Origin of the sequence: Streptomyces sp. NPDC007164 (assembly GCF_040634135.1) — a bacterium.
Classification (GTDB): Bacteria; Actinomycetota; Actinomycetes; order Streptomycetales; family Streptomycetaceae; genus Streptomyces; species Streptomyces sanglieri.
The window spans coordinates 51,665-70,831 of the sequence record NZ_JBEYFB010000013.1 but is presented as its reverse complement, the minus strand read 5'-3'; the positions used below and the strand labels follow the sequence as shown (position 1 = coordinate 70,831).

At 71.7% G+C, this 19,167-nt stretch carries 15 protein-coding genes and 1 tRNA gene; 8 read left to right on the top strand and 8 right to left on the bottom strand.

Features of this window, described 5'->3' with window-relative positions; translation table 11 throughout:
• Positions 1-10: 10 nt before the first annotated feature.
• Entirely contained in the window at positions 11-1,510 is a 1,500-nt protein-coding gene (mmsA, locus tag ABZ622_RS18645) for a CoA-acylating methylmalonate-semialdehyde dehydrogenase (protein ID WP_360544380.1), read from the top strand.
• 120 nt (positions 1,511-1,630) lie between these two features.
• Here the strand turns inward: mmsA and ABZ622_RS18640 are convergent, their stop codons facing one another.
• On the bottom strand, positions 1,631-2,335 hold the full coding sequence (locus tag ABZ622_RS18640; protein ID WP_360544378.1) for a VC0807 family protein: 705 nt from the start codon (positions 2,333-2,335) through the stop codon (positions 1,631-1,633).
• A 213-nt stretch (positions 2,336-2,548) separates the two neighbouring features.
• On the opposite strand from ABZ622_RS18640, the gene ABZ622_RS18635 reads away from it, so the two are divergent.
• Positions 2,549-3,154 (top strand): DUF4291 domain-containing protein, encoded by a 606-nt coding sequence (locus ABZ622_RS18635; protein WP_360544376.1) that lies wholly within the window; start codon positions 2,549-2,551, stop codon positions 3,152-3,154.
• A gap of 168 nt (positions 3,155-3,322) precedes the next feature.
• On the opposite strand, the gene ABZ622_RS18630 is transcribed toward ABZ622_RS18635, so the two are convergent.
• Positions 3,323-4,468 carry a DUF3103 family protein gene (locus ABZ622_RS18630; protein ID WP_360544374.1) on the bottom strand — a complete coding sequence of 382 codons (1,146 nt, stop codon included), beginning with the start codon at positions 4,466-4,468 and terminating at the stop codon, positions 3,323-3,325.
• Between the two features lie 223 nt (positions 4,469-4,691).
• On the opposite strand from ABZ622_RS18630, the gene ABZ622_RS18625 reads away from it, so the two are divergent.
• The 5 genes from ABZ622_RS18625 to ABZ622_RS18605 all read left to right on the top strand — a co-directional run bounded on the left by ABZ622_RS18625 (position 4,692) and on the right by ABZ622_RS18605 (position 11,348).
• Complete coding sequence (locus ABZ622_RS18625) at positions 4,692-5,414, top strand: DUF981 domain-containing protein (RefSeq protein ID WP_360544372.1); 723 nt, start codon at positions 4,692-4,694, stop codon at positions 5,412-5,414.
• Positions 5,415-5,653: 239 nt separating this feature from the next.
• Positions 5,654-8,224, top strand: a complete 2,571-nt coding sequence (locus tag ABZ622_RS18620; RefSeq protein ID WP_360544592.1) for an alpha/beta fold hydrolase — start codon at positions 5,654-5,656, stop codon at positions 8,222-8,224.
• Positions 8,221-9,099, top strand: coding sequence for an ABC transporter permease (locus ABZ622_RS18615; protein WP_360544370.1), 879 nt, complete (start codon positions 8,221-8,223; stop codon positions 9,097-9,099). The genes ABZ622_RS18620 and ABZ622_RS18615 overlap by 4 nt, the downstream gene beginning before the upstream one ends.
• Positions 9,100-9,231: 132 nt before the next feature.
• On the top strand, positions 9,232-10,839 hold the full coding sequence (locus tag ABZ622_RS18610; protein WP_360544368.1) for a von Willebrand factor type A domain-containing protein: 1,608 nt from the start codon (positions 9,232-9,234) through the stop codon (positions 10,837-10,839).
• Between the two features lie 41 nt (positions 10,840-10,880).
• On the top strand, positions 10,881-11,348 hold the full coding sequence (locus tag ABZ622_RS18605; RefSeq protein WP_360544366.1) for a DUF1772 domain-containing protein: 468 nt from the start codon (positions 10,881-10,883) through the stop codon (positions 11,346-11,348).
• A gap of 24 nt (positions 11,349-11,372) precedes the next feature.
• On the opposite strand, the gene ABZ622_RS18600 is transcribed toward ABZ622_RS18605, so the two are convergent.
• Genes ABZ622_RS18600 through ABZ622_RS18580 form a run of 5 tightly spaced genes read right to left on the bottom strand, consistent with a single transcriptional unit; the run spans position 11,373 to position 16,462 of the window.
• Positions 11,373-11,687: an L-rhamnose mutarotase gene (locus ABZ622_RS18600; RefSeq protein ID WP_360544364.1), complete on the bottom strand. Its 315-nt coding sequence runs from the start codon at positions 11,685-11,687 to the stop codon at positions 11,373-11,375.
• Between the two features lie 23 nt (positions 11,688-11,710).
• Entirely contained in the window at positions 11,711-12,778 is a 1,068-nt protein-coding gene (gene rhaS / locus ABZ622_RS18595) for a rhamnose ABC transporter substrate-binding protein (protein ID WP_360544362.1), read from the bottom strand.
• Between the two features lie 60 nt (positions 12,779-12,838).
• Entirely contained in the window at positions 12,839-13,888 is a 1,050-nt protein-coding gene (locus ABZ622_RS18590) for an ABC transporter permease (protein ID WP_360544360.1), read from the bottom strand.
• A complete protein-coding gene (locus ABZ622_RS18585; RefSeq protein ID WP_360544358.1) occupies positions 13,872-14,927 on the bottom strand; it encodes an ABC transporter permease in 1,056 nt (351 codons plus the stop codon). The genes ABZ622_RS18590 and ABZ622_RS18585 overlap by 17 nt, the downstream gene beginning before the upstream one ends.
• On the bottom strand, positions 14,924-16,462 hold the full coding sequence (locus tag ABZ622_RS18580; protein ID WP_360544356.1) for a sugar ABC transporter ATP-binding protein: 1,539 nt from the start codon (positions 16,460-16,462) through the stop codon (positions 14,924-14,926). The genes ABZ622_RS18585 and ABZ622_RS18580 overlap by 4 nt, the downstream gene beginning before the upstream one ends.
• Before the next feature lie 334 nt (positions 16,463-16,796).
• Between ABZ622_RS18580 and ABZ622_RS18575 the strand changes: the two genes are divergently transcribed.
• Complete coding sequence (locus tag ABZ622_RS18575; protein ID WP_360544354.1) at positions 16,797-18,308, top strand: FG-GAP and VCBS repeat-containing protein; 1,512 nt, start codon at positions 16,797-16,799, stop codon at positions 18,306-18,308.
• A gap of 636 nt (positions 18,309-18,944) precedes the next feature.
• Here ABZ622_RS18575 and ABZ622_RS18570 read toward each other — a convergent pair.
• Positions 18,945-19,017, bottom strand: a tRNA-Arg gene (locus ABZ622_RS18570).
• Between the last annotated feature and the right edge of the window lie 150 nt (positions 19,018-19,167).

Below are 19,167 nucleotides of genomic sequence, written 5' to 3'. Positions count from 1 at the left end.
GAGTTCTGTCATGAAGACCGTCAACCACTGGATCGGTGGCAAGACCGTCGAGGGCGCGTCGGGCAACTACGGCCCGGTCACCGACCCGGCCACCGGCGCCGTCACCACCCAGGTCACGCTCGCCTCCCTCGAAGAGGTCGACGCCGCGGTCGCCGCCGCCAAGGACGCCTACGCCACCTGGGGCACGTCCTCGCTGGCCGCCCGCACCGCGGTGCTGTTCCGCTACCGGGCGCTGCTCGACGCCCACCGCGACGACATCGCCGCGCTGATCACCGCCGAGCACGGCAAGGTGCACTCGGACGCGCTGGGCGAGGTCGCCCGCGGTCTGGAGATCGTCGAGCTGGCCTGCGGCATCACCACCCAGCTCAAGGGCGAGCTGTCCACCCAGGTCTCCAGCCGGGTCGACGTCTCCTCGATCCGCCAGTCGCTCGGCGTCGTCGCCGGCATCACCCCGTTCAACTTCCCGGCCATGGTGCCGATGTGGATGTTCCCGCTCGCCATCGCCTGCGGCAACACCTTCGTCCTCAAGCCCAGCGAGAAGGACCCCTCGGCCGCCAACCTGCTGGCCGAGCTGGCCGCCGAGGCCGGTCTGCCGGACGGTGTGCTGAACGTCCTGCACGGTGACAAGGTCGCCGTCGACGGGCTGCTGAGCCACCCGGACGTCGCCGCGGTCTCCTTCGTGGGCTCCACCCCGATCGCCCGCCACATCCACACCACCGCCACCGCCAACGGCAAGCGCGTCCAGGCGCTCGGCGGCGCGAAGAACCACATGCTGGTGCTGCCCGACGCGGACCTCGACGCCGCGGCCGACGCCGCCGTCTCCGCCGCGTACGGCTCCGCCGGTGAGCGCTGCATGGCCATCTCCGCGGTCGTCGCGGTCGGTGCCATCGCCGACGAGCTCGTCGCGAAGATCAAGGAGCGCGCCGAGAAGATCAAGATCGGCCCCGGCAACGACCCGGCGTCCGAGATGGGCCCGCTGATCACCGCCGCCCACCGCGACAAGGTCGCCTCCTACGTCACGGGCGCCGCCGCCCAGGGCGCCGACGTCGTCCTGGACGGCACCGGCTTCACCGTCGAGGGCTTCGAGGACGGCCACTGGATCGGCCTCTCCCTCCTCGACAACGTGTCCACCGACTCGGACGCGTACAAGGACGAGATCTTCGGCCCGGTCCTGTGCGTGCTGCGCACCGAGACGTACGAGGAGGGCGTCGCCCTCATGAACGCCTCGCCGTTCGGCAACGGCACCGCGATCTTCACCCGCGACGGCGGCGCCGCCCGCCGCTTCCAGCTGGAGATCGAGGCCGGCATGGTCGGCGTCAACGTGCCGATCCCGGTGCCGGTGGGCTACCACTCCTTCGGTGGCTGGAAGGACTCGCTCTTCGGCGACCACCACATCTACGGCAACGACGGCGTGCACTTCTACACCCGCGGCAAGGTCGTCACCACCCGCTGGCCGGACCCGGCCGACGCCCCGGCGGGCGTGGACCTGGGCTTCCCCCGCAACCACTGACCAACGACCCGGCCCCGAACGGACGCGTCACGCGGTCCGGGGCCGGACAGAGCCGCAGGGCCGCTCCCCCGGGGCGGCCCTGCGGCGGTTTCTGGGCGGTCGGCAGCGGTTCTTGAGGGATCAGCGGCCGGCCCCGGCCTCCTCGGCGATCATCCGCTCCATCGGGACCGCGCCCACCCGGCCCGAGAGCAGGAACGCGAACACCAGCGTCGCCGCCATGGCCACCGTGCCGAGCCACACCATCGTCTCCACCGGCAGCGTGTACGCGCCCACGGCCCGCACCACGCACTCGCCCAGCAGCGCCGCACCCCACACCGCCGAGAACCGGATCTCCGCCCGCCGGAACGCCGCCGACCCCGCCGCGAGCCGCTGCCAGGCGGCGTCCTTGGCCGTATCGCCCTTCACCAGCCAGGGCCGCAACCCCGCGGTCATCATCGGCTGCCCCTTCAGCGCGGTCACCAGGATCACCAGCCCGATGATGCTGCTCACCCCGCTGTCCTTGGCGAGCATCAGCCGCGGGTCCCCGACCGCCAGACTGGTCAGCAGGCTCACCACGTTGACCGTCACGATCAGCGCCGCCAGCCCGTTGAGCCGGCGCTTGCGCGCCACGCCCCACACGGTGCGCACGGCCGGCAGCACACTGCTCCAGGCCAGCGCCGCGAAGGTGCCGAGGCCCGCCGTCTTCAGCGCGTAGTACGAGGCGAGCGGCACCCCGACATCCACCAGCAGCGGCATCAGGCTGTCCAGCAGGGCATTGCGCGGCGTGTGCGGGGCGGCCGGAGCATCTGCGACCGGGGCGGTGACGGTGGCGGCCGGGCTGGTCATGAGGGGTCCTCTCCCGCGTGTCGGCGGTGCCTTTCCGGCCCCGCTCTCGATACGTACAGACTGGCCGCCGGGGCCCGGTGCCCGGCAGAGCCGCGTGTACCGGACTCCGTATGACGAATGTCAGCCCCCGTGGGTGACACGTCCGCCCACCGGGACCTCGTCACGCCCGTAAACCGTTCGCCGCGCCCTCCGCGCCGGTGTTCTGATGGGGCCATGACCGCTCCGACCAGGCCGCAGTACGAGATCCGCGCCCAGCACACGGACACCACCGTCACCGTCTACCAGGCGTACGCCCCCTTCATCGGCGTGCCCGCCGTCCGTGACGGGCGCTTCCCCGAAGCCTGGAAGCGCGACCGCATGACATGGATAAAGCCGAGCTTCCTGTGGATGATGTACCGCTGCGGCTGGGCGCTGAAGGAGGGTCAGGAGACCGTGCTGGCCGTCGAGATCACCCGCGAGGGCTTCGACCGGGCCCTGGAGCACGCCGAACTCTCGCACTACGTCAGGGGAGTCCACCCGGACCGCGCCACCTGGCAGCGGGAGCTGCGCCGCGCCCCGGCCCGCGTCCAGTGGGACCCCGAGCGCGATCTGCGCCTGGACCGGCTGCCGTACCGCTCCCTCCAGCTCGGGCTCAGTGGCGAGGCGTCACGGCGGTACGCGGACGAGTGGACGGTGTCCATCCGCGACGTCACCCCGCTCGCCCGGCAGATCCATCAACTGGTGCGTGCCGGGCGGCTCGACGACGCGGCGGCGCTCCTGCCCGAGGAGACCCCGTACCCGCTCGGCGGCGTCCCGCTCCCGGCACAGGCGGCGGCCTGACCAACGGGAAGGTGCCCGTCGGCCAAGAAGCGGGCAGGCGGGCGCCCCTGATCGTGGGCCCCGTCGGCCGCCCTGCCCCGACCTCCGCCCGCACCGCCCGATCGGCAAGCCGGACGCATGCGCGGCACCGAGCCCCGCGCATGCTCCGGCGCGTCATGGCGCGGGTGGTCAGAGTTCCGGCACGTGGTACGGCGAGACGGTCATCCAGCCGTTGCCCGCGGCGCCGTTGCGCTGGCCGCTGCTGCTCCTGGCGAGGGTGTACCAGGAGTCGACGTAGTCCGGGTCGTCGGTCCACCAGGCGGTGGGAATGGCGTCGAGCAGCGCGTCGACCAGGGGGATGTACGCGCCCTGGTCGGTGATGGTGAGCAGGACCGTGGCGATGGCCTTGGCCAGGGCCTGGTAGTTGGTGTCCCCGTCGTCCTCCATCATGACCGCGTCGGCCATGTCGTACTTGTAGTTGGACCAGTTCACCAGGACCTGGCCCGGGTAGTAGGTCGTGTCCTCCTTGTTCAGATAGGGCATCTCGACGGTGTCGACGCGCGGTTTGCCGTCCTTGCCGAACCCCGTGACGAGGGTGAAGATCTCGGCGTCGCCCTTGAAGAACGGTTCCTCGACGTCGCCGAGCCGCACCGAGTCGATCCGGGTGGTGTCGATGCCCGACGCGGCGGACAGGCTGGTTCCGGCGGACGGTGCGGGGAGGCCGAGGCCCTTGGACTCCAGGGTCTTGTCGATGACCTTCAGGCCCTCGGTGACGGCCTTCGCGCCATCGATGTCGACGAGGTAGACCGGCCGGTCGGGGGCGATGTCCAGGGGCAGTTCATGGGCCGCGCCCCGGCTGTCGTACGCGGTGAACGTCGACGCGCCGTCGTCGTCGGACGGAGCGGCGGCCACCAGCGGGGCCGTGCCCGGGGCGAGCCGGTCCTTCATCGATGCGTCCGCCAGACCGAGCCGCAGCAGCGGACCCACGCCGCTGCCCAGGCCCTTGGCGGCGGCGACGCCCCGGTCGGCAGCGGTGATCCGGGCGGCGAGCTTCCGCCCGGCCGGGGCGTTGGCGTCGTCGGTCAGTGCGCCGAGGCCGACCGAATCCGCGGCCAGGGCGGCTCTGCGGACCTCTCTGCTCCAGTCCGGATCGGCCAGGGAGCGGGCGAGCGCCAGCGCGGTGGCGTCCTCGATACCGGAGACCGAGGAAGTGGTGGTGGCCGTCGCGTTCGTTCCGGGCTGTGCTGCCAGCGCGGTGCCCTGGAGCGGGACCAGGGCGGTCGCGGCCAGGGCGACACCGATCAGTGCCGTGCGCAGCGGTGTGGATGTACTCAAGGGGAGCTCTCCTGCCGACAGATGGAGCACTACGGGAATGTCGAAGCGGCCACCGGCATCCGGCGAGCGGTGCGGGGAGGTGAGCGCATCGGTCTATGCGAGTAGACCGCGACTGGGTGTTCATGACAAGGCCGCCGGGGTTGCGGGGACGTGGTGCGTCCCTGCGACTCGGGCGGATGGGTAAATGCCGCATAGAGCGCATATCCATCGATACGCTCCCGGGATGATTCACCATGTCATCCCCCTGGCGGCATCCGGCCTGAAGATCGACTGGGTCAGGATGCCGACGTACAACACGATCATGTCGGTGGCCGCCGGCGCGGGGCTGCTGCTCGTGGTGGCGCTGGGGCGACAGCTCCTCGTGCCCGAACGCACCATCAACCCCGAAGGCTGGGTCCTCGCCTTCGGGGCCCTCGGCTTCACCCTGGTCACCACGGGCCTGCACATGACCCTGACCTGGCCGCTCGCCGGGCAGGGCTTCCCGTTCGACAACATCATCTTCGGCGAACCGGCGCTCGCCTTCGGTGTCTTCCTCTTCGCCGCGGCCTTCTACCTCTGGAAACGCGGAGCCGAACTCAACAGCGCGGACCGCATCGACCGGTCGGCCCGCGTCGCCATGCCCATCTCCGTCTTCGTGTTCGGGCTCGGGCTCGCCTGCTTCGGCATCGCCGCCGCGGGCTGGAAGTACACCCTCTTCGCCGCACCGCCCGAGGAACCCATCTCCGGGGAGTTCGCGCGGTGGCCGATCCTGGAGGCGAGCTTCATGTCCGGGCTGTACGTCCTGGTGGGCATCGGCGCGCTGCTGTTCCCGTTCGTGCTGCGCCGGCCGTCGAGTTGGATGGCCCCGGTGATCGGTGTCGTCTGGGGGCTGGCCGGTCTGGCGTTCCTGATCTTCGGCGGGCTCAACTACTTCACCCACATCGGCCTCATCGTCAACACCATGTGAGCCGGCCCGTATCCGGTGGCCCCCGCGGGCGAACGGCCCGGCATACCGCGTATGGAGTACCGGGGGCGACCGCCGTACGCCGCAAGGAGGCCGGAGAGTTCCCCCTGGTGGCCGGTCGCACGCCGCGGCGGTCCGCTTAGGGTCGCATCATGGAGACTTCCGATGCGAGCAGGTCCAGGTGGCGGCGGCCGCCGCACCGCAGACGCGGCCGGTGGGTCGCGGGCCTCGCGGCGCTCGCCGTGGTGGCCGGCGCGGGCACCTGGAACGCCGCGGCCGACGACAGCGGGCCCACCGTGCACCGCCAGGACCGGATGATGAAGGCCGACGGGGTGTCCGTCGACACCTCGTACTTCACCGCGGGCGGCACCGGGCGCCGGCCCGCCGTGCTGATCGGGCACGGCTTCGGCGGCAGCAAGGACGATGTGCGGGCGCAGGCCGAGCAGTTGGCCCGCTCCGGGTACGCCGTGCTGACCTGGTCCGCCCGCGGATTCGGGAAGTCGGGCGGGGACATCTCGCTCAACGCCCCCGACCGCGAGGTCGCGGACGTGTCCCGGCTGATCGACTGGCTCGCGGACCGGCCCGAGGTGGAACTCGACGCGAAGGGCGACCCCCGCGTCGGGATCACCGGCGCCTCCTACGGCGGAGCCGTATCCCTCCTCGCCGCCGGGTACGACAAGCGCGTCGACGCCATCGCCCCGCAGATCACCTACTGGAACCTCGCCGACGCCCTGTTCCCCGACGGGGTCTTCAAGAAGCTCTGGGCCGGGATCTTCGTCACCACCGGCGGCGGCTGCCAGAAGTTCGAGAAGCGGCTCTGCGAGATGTACGAACGGGTCGCCGTCAGCGGAAAGCCGGACGCCGCCGCGCGCGCCCTGCTGACCGAGCGTTCGCCGAGCGCCGTCGCCGACCGGATCAAGGTGCCCGCGCTCATCGTGCAGGGCCAGTCCGACTCCCTCTTCCCGCTCGGCCAGGCCGACGCCATGGCCGAGGCCGTCAGCGGCAACGGCGCACCGGTCGCCGTCGACTGGATCGCCGGCGGACACGACGGCGGCGACCTGGAGACCGACCGGGTCCAGCGGCGGATCGGCGACTGGTTCGACCGGTACCTGAAGGACGACAAGGGCGCCGGCACCGGTCCCGGCTTCCGCGTCACCCGTACCGGAGGCATCGACTCCACCGACGGCGCCGCCCTCACGCGCGGGGCGAGCGGCGATACGTACCCGGGGCTGACCAGCGGAGCGGAGAGCGTCGCCCTCGGCGGGCGCACGAAGACGTTCCGCAACCCCGCCGGGGCCAGCCCGCCCGCCATCTCCGCCGTTCCCGGAGTCGGCGGCGGCCTCGCCCAGCTGTCCTCCCTCGGCGTCGGGCTCTCGATCGACTTCCCCGGGCAGTACGCCCGCTTCGACTCGGCCCCGCTGGACGAGCCGCTGAGCGTCACCGGCTCACCGGCCGTACGGGTCGACGTCAAGGCGGAGCGGGGCGACGCGGTGCTGTTCGGCAAGGTGTACGACGTGTCGCCGGACGGCAAGCAGCAGGTGCTGCCCGCCCAGCTCGTCGCCCCCTTCCGGATCACCCCGGACCAGCAGGGCAAGCCGGTCCGGCTGACCCTCCCCGCCATCGACCACCGGTTCGACGCCGGACACCGGCTCCGGCTCGTCCTCTCCGCCACCGACCTCGGCTACTCCTCACCGGCCGAGCCGACGACGTACACCGTGACCCCCGCCGGCCCGCTGACCGTCCCCACCGCGCCCGCACTGAAGACCGCACCGGCCACCCTGCCCTGGTGGACCTGGGGCCTCCCGGCCGCCGCCGTCGTGATCGCCGCCCTGCTGCTGCTCACCGCCCGCCGCCGCACCGCGACGCCCGCACCCGATCCGGCGCTCGCCGACGTACCCCTCCAGATCACCGGACTGGCCAAGAAGTACGCCAAGTCCACCGACCGGTACGCCGTGAAGGAGCTGTCCTTCCGGGTTGAGAAGGGCCAGGTGCTCGGTCTCCTCGGGCCCAACGGCGCGGGCAAGACCACGACCCTGCGGATGCTGATGGGCCTCATCACCCCCGACGACGGCGAGATCCGGGTCTTCGGCCAGGCCATCCGGCCGGGAGCGCCCGTGCTGTCCAGGGTCGGCTCGTTCGTCGAGGGCGCCGGCTTCCTGCCGCACCTGTCCGGGCGCGCCAACCTGGAGCTGTACTGGCAGGCCACCGGGCGCCCCGCCGAGGACGCGCACCTGGAGGAGGCCCTGGAGATCGCCGGACTCGGCGACGCCCTGGCCCGCGCCGTCCGCACGTACTCCCAGGGCATGCGGCAGCGGCTCGCCATCGCCCAGGCCATGCTCGGCATGCCGGACCTGCTGATCCTCGACGAACCGACCAACGGCCTCGACCCGCCCCAGATCCGCGAGATGCGTGACGTGATGATCCGTTACGCGGCCGGTGGCCGGACCGTCATCGTCTCCAGCCACCTGCTCTCCGAGGTCGAACAGTCCTGCACCCACCTCGTGGTCATGGACCGCGGCCGGCTCGTCCAGGCGGGCCCGGTCGCCGAGATCACCGGCTCCGGCGACATGCTGCTCGTCACCACCGCGCAGGAGGTCCCCGAACCGCTGGTGGAGAAGATCGCCGCCCTCGCGGGGATCGGCTCGGCGGTCCGCACCGACGGCGGACTCGGACTGCTGGTCCGGCTCGACGGCGCCACCGCGTCCGGGCTGATCACCGAACTGGTCAGGCTGGACGTGCCGTTGACCGGTGTCGGACCGCACCGCCGCCTGGAGGACGCGTTCCTCACCCTGATCTCCGGAGGCTCCGCATGAGTGCCGCAGTCGATCTCGCCCAGGGCGCCGCAGCCCCCGGCTACCGGGCCCGGCACACCCTGCCGCTGCGCGTCGAGGCGATGCGCCAGCTGCGCAGGCGCCGCACCCTGCTCATGGGCGGGGTGCTGGCCGCGCTGCCGTTCATCCTGATCGCCGCGTTCGCGATCGGTGGCACCCCGGACTCGCGGGGCGGCGGCAGCGACCGGATCACCCTGATGGACACCGCGACCGCGTCCGCCGCGAACTTCGCCGCGACCTGCCTGTTCGTCTCCGCCGGGTTCCTGCTGGTCATCCCGGTCGCGTTGTTCTGCGGGGACACCGTCGCCTCCGAGGCCGGCTGGTCGTCACTGCGCTACCTGCTGGCGGCACCCGTGCCACGGGCCAGGCTGCTGTGGAGCAAGCTCGTCGTGGCGCTCGGCTTCAGCCTGGCCGCGATGGTCCTGCTGCCGCTCGTCGCACTGGCCGCGGGAGCCGTCGCGTACGGCTGGGGGCCGCTCGAACTGCCCACCGGGGGCGCGCTCGCCGCCTCGGCGACCGTGCCCCGGCTCGCGCTCGTCGTCACGTTCGTCTTCGTGTCCCAACTGGTCACCGCCGGACTGGCGTTCTGGCTGTCCACGAAGACCGACGCACCGCTGGGCGCGGTCGGCGGCGCGGTCGGGCTGACCATCGTCGGCAATGTGCTGGACGCCGTCACCGCGCTGGGTTCCTGGCGCGAATTCCTGCCCGCGCACTGGCAGTTCGCCTGGGCGGACGCGCTCCAGCCGGACCTGGAATGGGGCGGCATGGCCAAGGGGGCGGCGATCTCGGTGACCTACGCCCTGATCCTGTTCGCGCTCGCCTTCCGGGGGTTCAGTCGTAAGGACATCGTGTCCTGACCTTGATGTTCCGCCGGATTCCCGGCCTTCGTTGCCGCATCGAGATCCATCCGCAACGTCTTCGTCGGCTCCCCGGCACCGTCTCGCACGTCACATTCACAAGTGCTGGCACGACGACGTTGGGGGCAGGCGATGGAACGCCGGACGGACAAACACACAGGGCGGCACGTACGGGCATGGCGGGGAGCGCGGGGAGCACTCGGGGTGCTGCTGGCGGGCGGGGTGCTGCTCACCGGGTGCTCGGGAACGTCGAGCGGCACCAAGGCCGCCACCGACAGCCGGGACGGCGCACGCTCAGGCCCCGGGCCCGCCGCCTCGGCCGGCCCCGCCGAGAGCGACGGCGCGAAGAAGCAGGACGGGCTGCGGGAGTCCGCACCGCCGGACTACCTGTCGACCTTCGCCCTGGACGTCGACACCGCCTCGTACGGCTACGCCCGGCGCACCCTCGCCGACGGCGGGCTGCCGGAGCCGTCCACCGTGCGGCCCGAGGAGTTCGTCAACAGCTTCCGCCAGGGCTACGAGCGCCCGGACGGCAACGGCTTCAGCGTGAACGTCGACGGGGCCCGCGCCGGGGACAAGGGCGAGGACTGGTCGCTGGTGCGGGTGGGCCTGGCCACCCGGGCCGCCCCCGCCCGTGACGAACGCCCGCCCGCCGCGCTCACCTTCGTCGTCGACATCTCCGGCTCGATGGCCGAGACGGGCCGCCTCGACCTGGTGAAGAAGTCCCTGGACATCCTCACCGACGAGCTCCGCGACGACGACTCCGTCTCCCTGGTCACCTTCAGCGACGAGGCGGAGACCCTGCTGCCGATGACCCGGCTGCGGGACCACCGCGGCAGGATCCGCGACCGGGTCGACTCCATGGAGGCCACCGACTCCACCAACGTGGAGGCCGGCATCAGGCGCGGCTACGACGAAGCGGTCGACGGCCACGTCGAGGGCGCCAACAACCGGGTCGTGCTGCTCTCCGACGCCCTCGCCAACTCCGGCGAGACCGACGCCGCGGCCATCCTGGAACGCATCGGCTCCGCCCGCCGCGACCACGGCATCACCCTCTTCGGGGTCGGCGTCGGCAGCGACTACGGCGACGCGTTCATGGAGCAGCTCACCAACAAGGGCGACGGCCACACCACCTACATCGCCGACGAGGAGCAGGCCCGCAAGGTCTTCGTCGACCAGCTGCCCGCCCACCTCGAACTGACGGCGCGCGACGCCAAGGCCCAGGTCGCCTTCGACCCGAAGACCGTCAAGCAGTTCGAACTCATCGGGTACGAGGACCGCAAGGTCGCCGACGAGGACTTCCGCGACGACCGCGTCGACGGCGGCGAGGTCGGCCCCGGCCACACGGTGACCGCGCTCTACGCCGTACGCCTCAGGGCGGGCGCCTCGGGGCACGTGGCGACGGCCACCGTGCGCTGGCTGGACCCGAAGACCCGGGCACCGCACGAGGAGAAGGGCACGGTCGCGACGGGCGCGATCGACGGACCGCTGTGGAGCGGCGACAGCAAGCGCCTCCAAGTGACCGCGGTCGCCGCCTACTTCGCCGAATCACTGCGCGGCGAACAGCTGCCCGGCGCGCCCGGCCTCGGCGAACTCGCCTCGCGGGCGGGCAGGCTGGCGTCCGCCACCGAGGACGCATCCGTACGGAAGCTGGCGACCGCGATCGGGCAGGCCGACCGGCTCAGGGGCGGCTCGGGCGACGGCGGTTCCGGCGGAGCGCCGGAGGGCGAACTGGACTGAACGGGGAACAAAGGGCATCCGCCGACGACATGATGTCCCTCATGTCGTCCTCCCTGTCCTCCCTGTTCCTGGCGCTCGCCGTGATCACGACGGGCCTGTACGCCGGATTCATGCTGACGTTCCGGATCGCGATCATGCCCGGCATCGCGGCACTGCCCGACGAGCGGTTCACCGACGCCATGCGCCGCTTCAACGAGAAGGTGCCGGGGCCGGCCTTCCTGGTCCTCTTCCTCGGCGTGATCGCCCTCCCGGCGGTCGTGGTGTTCGGCGGCGACGGCGGCAGGGACCGGGTGCTCGCCGTCGCGGCGCTGGGCTGCGCGGTCGCCGGGCACCTGATCACGATCGCCGGCAACATCCCGCTGAACAAGGCGCTCGCGGAGTCCGAGGGCGGTGACGACAGCGCGGCCCGGGCCGCCTTCGAGGCCCCCTGGAACAGGCTCCACCTGGTCCGGGCGGCGCTCTCCCTCGCCGCGTTCGCCCTGCTGGCGGTGGTCGGGGCGGAGTTCTAGCGGGTGCCCCGGGGCGCGTCCCGCTCACGCGAGGTGGAAGACCTCGGTGAGCGGGACCATCGCCTCGTCGGCCGCCTCCGACTGCTCGAAGAACTCCGCCATGTCGCGCTGCCACCGCTCGTTGACCCCGGTCGCGGCCATCGCCTCGCGGGCCGCGTCGAAGTCCGGTGTCTCCAGATAGCCGACGAGCAGACCGTCCTCCCGCAGGAAGAGCGAGTAGTTGTGCCAGCCGGCCGCGCGGAGCGCGTCGAGCATGTCCGGCCAGACAGAGGCGTGGCGCTCGCGGTACTCGTCGATCCGGTCCTTGCGTATGGTCAGCAGAAAACAGACGCGCTGCATGGTGCGGGGCTCCCGGTGTCCGGTCAGAAGTTGAACTTGTCGATGTTCTTGCGGTCGAAGACGGTCGGCTCGCCGAGGATGACCTCGCCGTCCTTGCCGACCGTGTACTCGCCGAGCCGGCCCGCCTTGAACTTCTCCCCCTGCGCACCGGTGATCTGCCCCGACGCCAGCGCGGCGGCGGCGTACGAACCGAGGTGTCCCAGCTCCTGCGGGTTCCACAGCGAGAACTGCTCGACGGTGCCGTCCTTGACGTACTCGCGCATCTGGTTCGGCGTGCCCAGACCGTTCAGCACGACCTTGCCCTTGTACGAGGAGTCGCTCAGATAGCGGGCGGCGGCGGCGATGCCGACGGTGGTGGGCGAGATGATGCCCTTCAGGTCCGGGTACGCCTGCATCAGGCCCTGCGTCTGCTGGAACGACTTCTGGTCGGCGTCGTCCCCGTACGCCACCTTCACCAGCTTCATGTCCTTGTACTTCGGCAGCTTCAACTCGTCCTGCATGAAGCCGATCCAGGTGTTCTGGTTGGTGGCGTTCTGGGTGGCCGAGAGGATCGCGACCTTCCCCTTGTAACCGATCTGCTCACCGAGGTGCTGGACCAGGCTGCGGCCGATCTGCTCGGAACTCGCCTGGTTGATGAAGAGCTGACGGCAGTCCTTCGCGGTGTCGGAGTCGTACGCGACGACCTTGATGCCCTTCTTCATGGCCTGCTTCAGCGGGCCGCACACCGCGTTGGGGTCGTTGGCCGCGACCAGGATCGCGTCCTGGCGCTGCTGGATCAGCGTGTTGATGTAGCTGACCTGTGAGGAGGCACCGGCATCGGAGGGGCCGACCTCCTTGCCCGTGCCGCCGTACTCCAGGGCCGCCGCGATGCCCGCGTCGTCCACGATCTTCTCGTACGGGTTGTTGATCTGCTTGGGCAGGAAGGCCAGCTTCAGGCCCTTCTTGAGCGGCGCGTCCGGATCGGCCTTCGCCGTGGCCCCGGACTTCGCGGAGTCCTTGCCCACGCTGTCCTTCGTGGTGCCGGAACAGGCGGCCAGGGCTAGGGCGAGGGACACGGCGGCCGCGGCGGTCGCGGCGGTGCGGAGCATCATGGCGGTGACGTGCCTTTCGACGGGAGGACGGGGACGGGGGAGGGGGAGGGCGGAGGGGGTTCAGAGCCGGTCGCCGGCGGCGCGCCGGTGCCGTCGTTCGACGACGGCGGCGATCACCCGGGGGGTGAGTACGGACGCCACGAGCAGCAGGCCGGTCACGATCACCTGCACCTCGTTGGCGATGTCGTTGAGCGTCAGCAGGTTCTTCAGCACCCCGATCAGCAGCACCCCGGCGACCGCGCCGAAGAGGGTGCCCTTCCCGCCGTCGAAGTCGATCCCGCCGAGCAGCACGGAGGCGATCACGAGCATCTCGAAGCCGAGACCGTTGTCGGCGCGGGCACTGCCGTACCGCAGCGTGAACAGGACACCGGTGAACGAGGCGAACAGCCCCGTCACGACGAACAGCAGCAGCTTGATCCGCTTGACCCGGATGCCCGCGAAGTACGCCGCCTCCTCCTGGGCACCGATGGCGAACAGCGAACGGCCGAACCCGGTGGCGTGCAGCACGACCGCGGTGATCACCGCGAGGACCGCGAAGAGCAGGACCGGGTACGTGAGGAAGGTGCCGGGCACCGTGGTCGTGTCGACGGTCCACCGCGCGTACGTGCCCGGGAAGTCGGTCACCGCGTCGCTGCCCAGCGCCACCGAGGCCAGGCCCCGGTACAGGGCCAGGGTGCCGATGGTGACGGCCAGCGACGGCAGCCCCACCCGGGTGACCAGCCAGCCGTTGAGCAGCCCGCCCGCCACACCGGCCAGCAGCACCACCGGCACGATCGTCTCGAAGGCCCAGCCGGCGTTCCACAGCGCACCGGTCAGCGCACTGCCCAGGCCCAGCATCGAGGCGACCGACAGATCGACCTGACCGGCGACGACGAGCAGCGTCATCGGCAGCGCGATGACGGCGACCTCGACGATGTCGTTGAACGCGAAGGCGAGGTTCTCGCCGGAGCCGAAGCCGTCCGTGGAACCGAGGCCCACGACGATCACCGCCACCAGGAGCACCCCGACCGCGGTGTCCCAGCGCAGCGCCAGACTCCGCACCCGGCCGGCCCGGCCCTTCCCGGACCGCGCGGCATCCGCCGCCTCCCGCGTCTCAGCCGCCGTTCCCATGCCGGGCGCTCCTCTTCCTCAGTGCGGCGGTCATCCGCAGGTGCACGATCCGGTCGACACCGATGGCGAGCAGCAGCAGCGCACCGGTGATGGCGCCCTGCCAGAACGAGTCGACCTTCAGCACGACCAGGACACTGCCGATGGTGGTGAGCAGCAGCGCGCCCAGCGCCGCGCCCCAGACCGTCCCCGTACCACCGGTGATGGCGACACCCCCGACGACCACGGCGCTGACCACGGTCAGTTCCCAGCCGTGCGCGTTGTCCGCGACGACCGTGCCGAACCGGGCCAGCCACAGAGCCCCGGCGAAACCGGCGACGGCCCCGGAGAAGACGTACGCGGCCAGGACCCGGCGGCGGATCGGGACCCCGGCGAGCAGGGCGGCCTCCGGGCTCGAACCGATCGCGTACAGCTCCCGGCCCGAGCGGTGGCAGCGCAGGAAGTACGCGGTCGCGGCGAGCAGCAGCAGGGCGATCAGCGGCAGATACGGCACCCCGAGCACGCTGCCGCTGCCGAGCCTCAGGACCGGGTCCGGCACGTCGGCGGCGCTGATCTGGTCGCCCTGTGCCCACCAGTAGTCGACGCCCTGGATGATGTAGAGCATGCCCAGCGTCACGACGAGCGCCGGGACCTCGCCGAAGCTGACCAGGGCGCCGGAGACGAGCCCGCAGACCACCCCGACGGCGACGCCGAGCAGCAGCACGGTGAGCACCCCGTGATCCGTCCCGGCGACGAACCTGCCGCAAGCGAAGGCGGAGAGACCGACGACCGACCCGACCGACAGGTCGATGTTGCGGGTGATGACGACGGCCGACTGACCGACCGCGAGCAGTACCAGGATCGACGCGTTGAGCAGCAGGTCCTTGATGCCCTGACCGGACAGGAACCGCGGGTTGGCGACGGAGGTGACGAGGACCAGCAGGAGGAGCGCCCCGGCGATGGAGATCTCCCGGGCCCGGAACACGGCGTCCACGAGCGCGGCGGCGCTGCGGGCCGGGGCCCCGGCGCCGATGTCCGGCGGACCTTCGACGGTGGTGGTCATGGAGCCGTCCTCCCGCCCAGGCCGGTCGCCGCGGCCATGACGGACTCCTCGGTGGCGCCGCGGCGCGGGAGCTCGGCGACGAGCCGGCCCTCGTGCATGACCAGCACCCGGTCGGCCATCCGGATCACCTCGGGCAGATCGGAGGAGATCATCAGCACCGCGAGCCCGTCCGCCGCCGACGCGGAGAGCAGCCGGTGGACTTCGGCCTTGGTGCCGACGTCGATGCCACGGGTCGGCTCGTCGACGATGAGCACGGACGGCTCGGTCGCCAGCCACTTGGCGAGCACGACCTTCTGCTGGTTGCCGCCGGACAGCACGCCGACGGCATCCGTGAGCCGGTTGTACTTGAGCTGGAGGCGCACCGCCCAGTCGGCGGCCCGGTCGTGCTCCAGGGTCCGTCGGACCAGTCCGCGTCTGCGGACGGCGCCGAGACCGGTGAGGCCGATGTTGCGCTCGATGGACATCGCCATGACGAGCCCGCGCTGACGGCGGTCCTCCGGTACGAGCGCCAGCCCGGCGGCCATCGCGGCGGTCGGCGACCCGGGGCGCAGCACGGCGCCGTTCACCCGTACCTCCCCGGCGTCCGCGCGGTCGACGCCGAAGACCGCCTGGGCAACCTCGGTCCGGCCGGCGCCGACGAGCCCGGCGAGCGCGACGATCTCCCCGCGCCGGACCTCGAACGACACATCGCGGAAGACACTTTCCCGGGTCAACCGGCGGACGGACAGGGCGACTTCGCCGACCTCGGCCCGCTGCTTCGGATAGAGCCCGTCCAACTCGCGGCCGACCATCCGGCGCACCAGATCGTCCTCGGTCAGCCCGGCCAGTGGTTCGCAGGAGATCAGGCGGCCGTCGCGCAGCGTCGTGACCCGCCCGCACAGTTCGAAGATCTCGTCGAGCCGGTGCGAGATGAACAACACGGCCGCGCCCTCGTCGCGCAGCGTCCGCACCACGGAGAAGAGCCGGGCCGTCTCACCGCCGGTGAGCGCGGCCGTCGGCTCGTCCATGATCAGGACCCGGGCGTCGAAGGAGAGCGCCTTGGCGATCTCGACGATCTGCTGGTCCGCGATGGAGAGCCCGCGGGCCGGCCGCTCGGGCGCCAGATCCACGCCGAGCCGGCGCATCAGCCCCGCGGTGGCCCCGTGCACGGCGCGGCGGTCGATCCGCCCGAGGCGGCGCCGGGGCTGACGGCCCATGAAGATGTTCTCGGCGATGGACAGATCGGGGAAGAGGGCCGGCTCCTGGTAGATGACGGCGATCCCGGCGTCGCGGGCGTCGGCGGGCCCGTGGAAGGCGACCGGCCGGCCGTCGAGCAGCACCTGCCCGCCGTCCGGGCGGTGCACCCCGGCGAGGGTCTTGATGAGGGTGGACTTTCCCGCACCGTTCTCCCCGGCGAGCGCGTGGACCTCGCCGGGGCACAGGGACAGCGACACATCGTGCAGGGCGCGTACGGCGCCGAAGGACTTGCTCACGTCTTTCAGTGCCAGGACCGGGCCGGCGGGGGCCGGGGCCGGGCCCTTGGCGGGCTGGTTCATGAGGGCTCCTCAGCGGAGGCACGCACCGGTGGGACGCGGTGCCCCACACACCGTGAAAGGATTCAATGAGGTAGCTGGGAAGCTAGACGGGGAGTGCGGGCACAGTCAATGGGCAGGTGGACACGGCCGTTTCGGACCCGTCCCCCAGGGGCCGGCAGACCCCTGGCGGCCACCGCCCGCGCGAGTGGAGGAGCTGTGACGGTCGCCGTGTGAACGCAACCGACAAGCGCCCCGGCCGGTCTGACTCTGCACAGTGACGGTGCCGTACCGGCGCAGCGAACTGTCGATGACCTCCGCTTGAGCGAACTTCCCGCACCCGACCGAAGGAGTCCACGTGGCATCCCGCGCCCTAGGAACCACCGTGGTACTCGCCATCACCGTGGCGACCGCCGTGATCACCTTCCCCACCGCCCAGGCAGCGACGCCCGACCGAGCCCCGACCTCGGTGTCGGCGTCCGCGAACGGGGCGGTGCCCGCACCGACCCCGCGCCGTGACGACTTCAACGGGGACGGCTATCCGGACCTCGCGTTCACCGCGCCGGGTGCCACGGTCGACGGCAGGACCAAGGCCGGATACGTGGCCGTGGTGTACGGCTCCAAGAACGGGCCGCAGACCTCCACCAAGCAGGTCTTCACCCAGAACTCGCCCGGCATACCTGACTCCGCCGAGGCCGGCGACGGGTTCGGCGGCTCGATGGTCTCCGCCGACCTCGACAAGGACGGATACAGCGACCTCGTGGTCGGCGCGGGCAACGAGAAGATCGGCACGGCCGGGTCCGCCGGTACGCTCACCGTGATCTGGGGCGGCGCGCAGGGCCTGTCCGGCGGCGCGACCCTCCTGAACGGCGACGAACTGTACGACGAGGTCGGCGCCCTGACCGCGGCCGGTGACTTCGACGGCGACGGCGCCATGGACATCGCCACCGTCGGTATGCACAACACCTATGTCCTGTCGGGCCCGTTCAAGCGCGACGGCAGCACCGCGGCCCCCGCCCGGGAGATCCGCGACATGGACGACCTGCGCTACATGGACGTCACCGCGGGCGACTTCGACGGCGACGGCCGCGACGACCTGGCCGGTGTCGTCCACGACGGCGACGAGTACGACGCCCGCCGCATCCTCGTCCGTGACGGCGGCGCCACCGGCCTCGCCGAGGACTACACCGTCGTCAACGCGGCCAATGGCTACCGCCTCCAGGCCGGCGAGACCATCACGGCCGGACACATCAACGGCGACAAGTACGCCGACCTCGTCGTGGGCCGGCCGGTCGACGGCTACGACAGCGACACGGACCTCCCGCTCGCCAAGGGCGGCATGATCACCTACGTACCGGGCGGCGCGAACGGCCCGCGGGGCGACCGCGCCAAGGTCTTCAACCAGGACAGCGCCGGGGTCCCGGGCGCCGCCGAGGCCGGCGACGGCTTCGGGGCCTCGGTGTCGATCGGCGACGTGAACGGCGACGGCTACGGCGACATCGCCGTCGGCGTCCCCGACGAGGACCTCGGCACGACGAAGGACGCGGGCTCCGTCCTGGTTCTCCCCGGCACCGCGTCCGGCCCGACCGGGACCGGCACCTTCGGCTTCAACCAGGACACGGCGGACGTGCCCGGAGCGGCCGAGGCGAAGGACCGGTTCGGCGGCGCCGCCAAGCTGGTCGACGCCAACCGTGACGGCCGCAGCGAACTGGCCGTCGGCGCCCCCGGCGAGAACACCGACGCCGGCTCCCTGTGGATCTTCCCGACCACGGCGGCCGGCCCGACGGCAAAGGGCTCGTTCACCTTCGGCCACGGCACCCTGGGCACGGTGGCGAAGTCCGCCGAACTCGGCTCGTCCTTCAACCGCTGACCGCGCCGCGGAAGCGGCACCCGAACGACGCGGAGCGCTGCGGGACGGGGCGTGTGCGCCCGTCCCGCGGCACTCCGCAGCACTCCGCAGCACTCCGCGGGGCGGAACCGGACGGCCGCGCGGAGCCGGCCGCACGCCGTCGTCCCTCACGGAACCGCCCCGGGAGGCGTGGGTCCGCCCGGTGTTGACCCCGGAGTCCCCGCTGCTGGGTGCCGGGCTCGGGCCGGGGGTACGGAACGCCGTTCGGCCGACGAGACGTTCCGGAGGCGGACAGCCCGACCTGGGGACACGGCGGACACCTGGCCGTGCTGGGGCACCGCCCTGAGGCAGCCGTCGACGGTGAGGATTTCCGGGGTGCTCGTGCGCCGCGACGGCACACGAGCGCGTGAGGATCACTCGGCGGCGGATGCAGGCCGTACCGGCCGGGCGGGTCTGCCCGGCCCGTCTTCCTGCGTGCCTGCCCTGCTCGGGGGGAAGAGCCCGGACTTACGTCACCACTGCGCCGCGCTCGCTAGCGTGCCCCGAACCGAGCAAGCCCGAGGGGATCGAGAAATCCCGAGAAGGCCCGAGGGGGCCGAGAGGGCCGAGAAAGAAAGGCCCTCCTGGTCGGAGGGCCTCATAGCCGTGCGTGTTGTGTGCCCCCGGCAGGACTCGAACCTGCGGCCAAGCGCTTAGAAGGCGCCTGCTCTATCCACTGAGCTACGGGGGCCGGGTGTTGGCCTCGGCGGCCTGGTGCCCTGGGGCCGGGCCGGTCGGTGACCTGCCCGGACAAGGATAGGGCTCCGATCGCCTCGTCCTGGTTGCTTCACCTGCGTGGCACGATGTGGAGGTTCGGTGAAGCGAACCGATAATCGCAGGT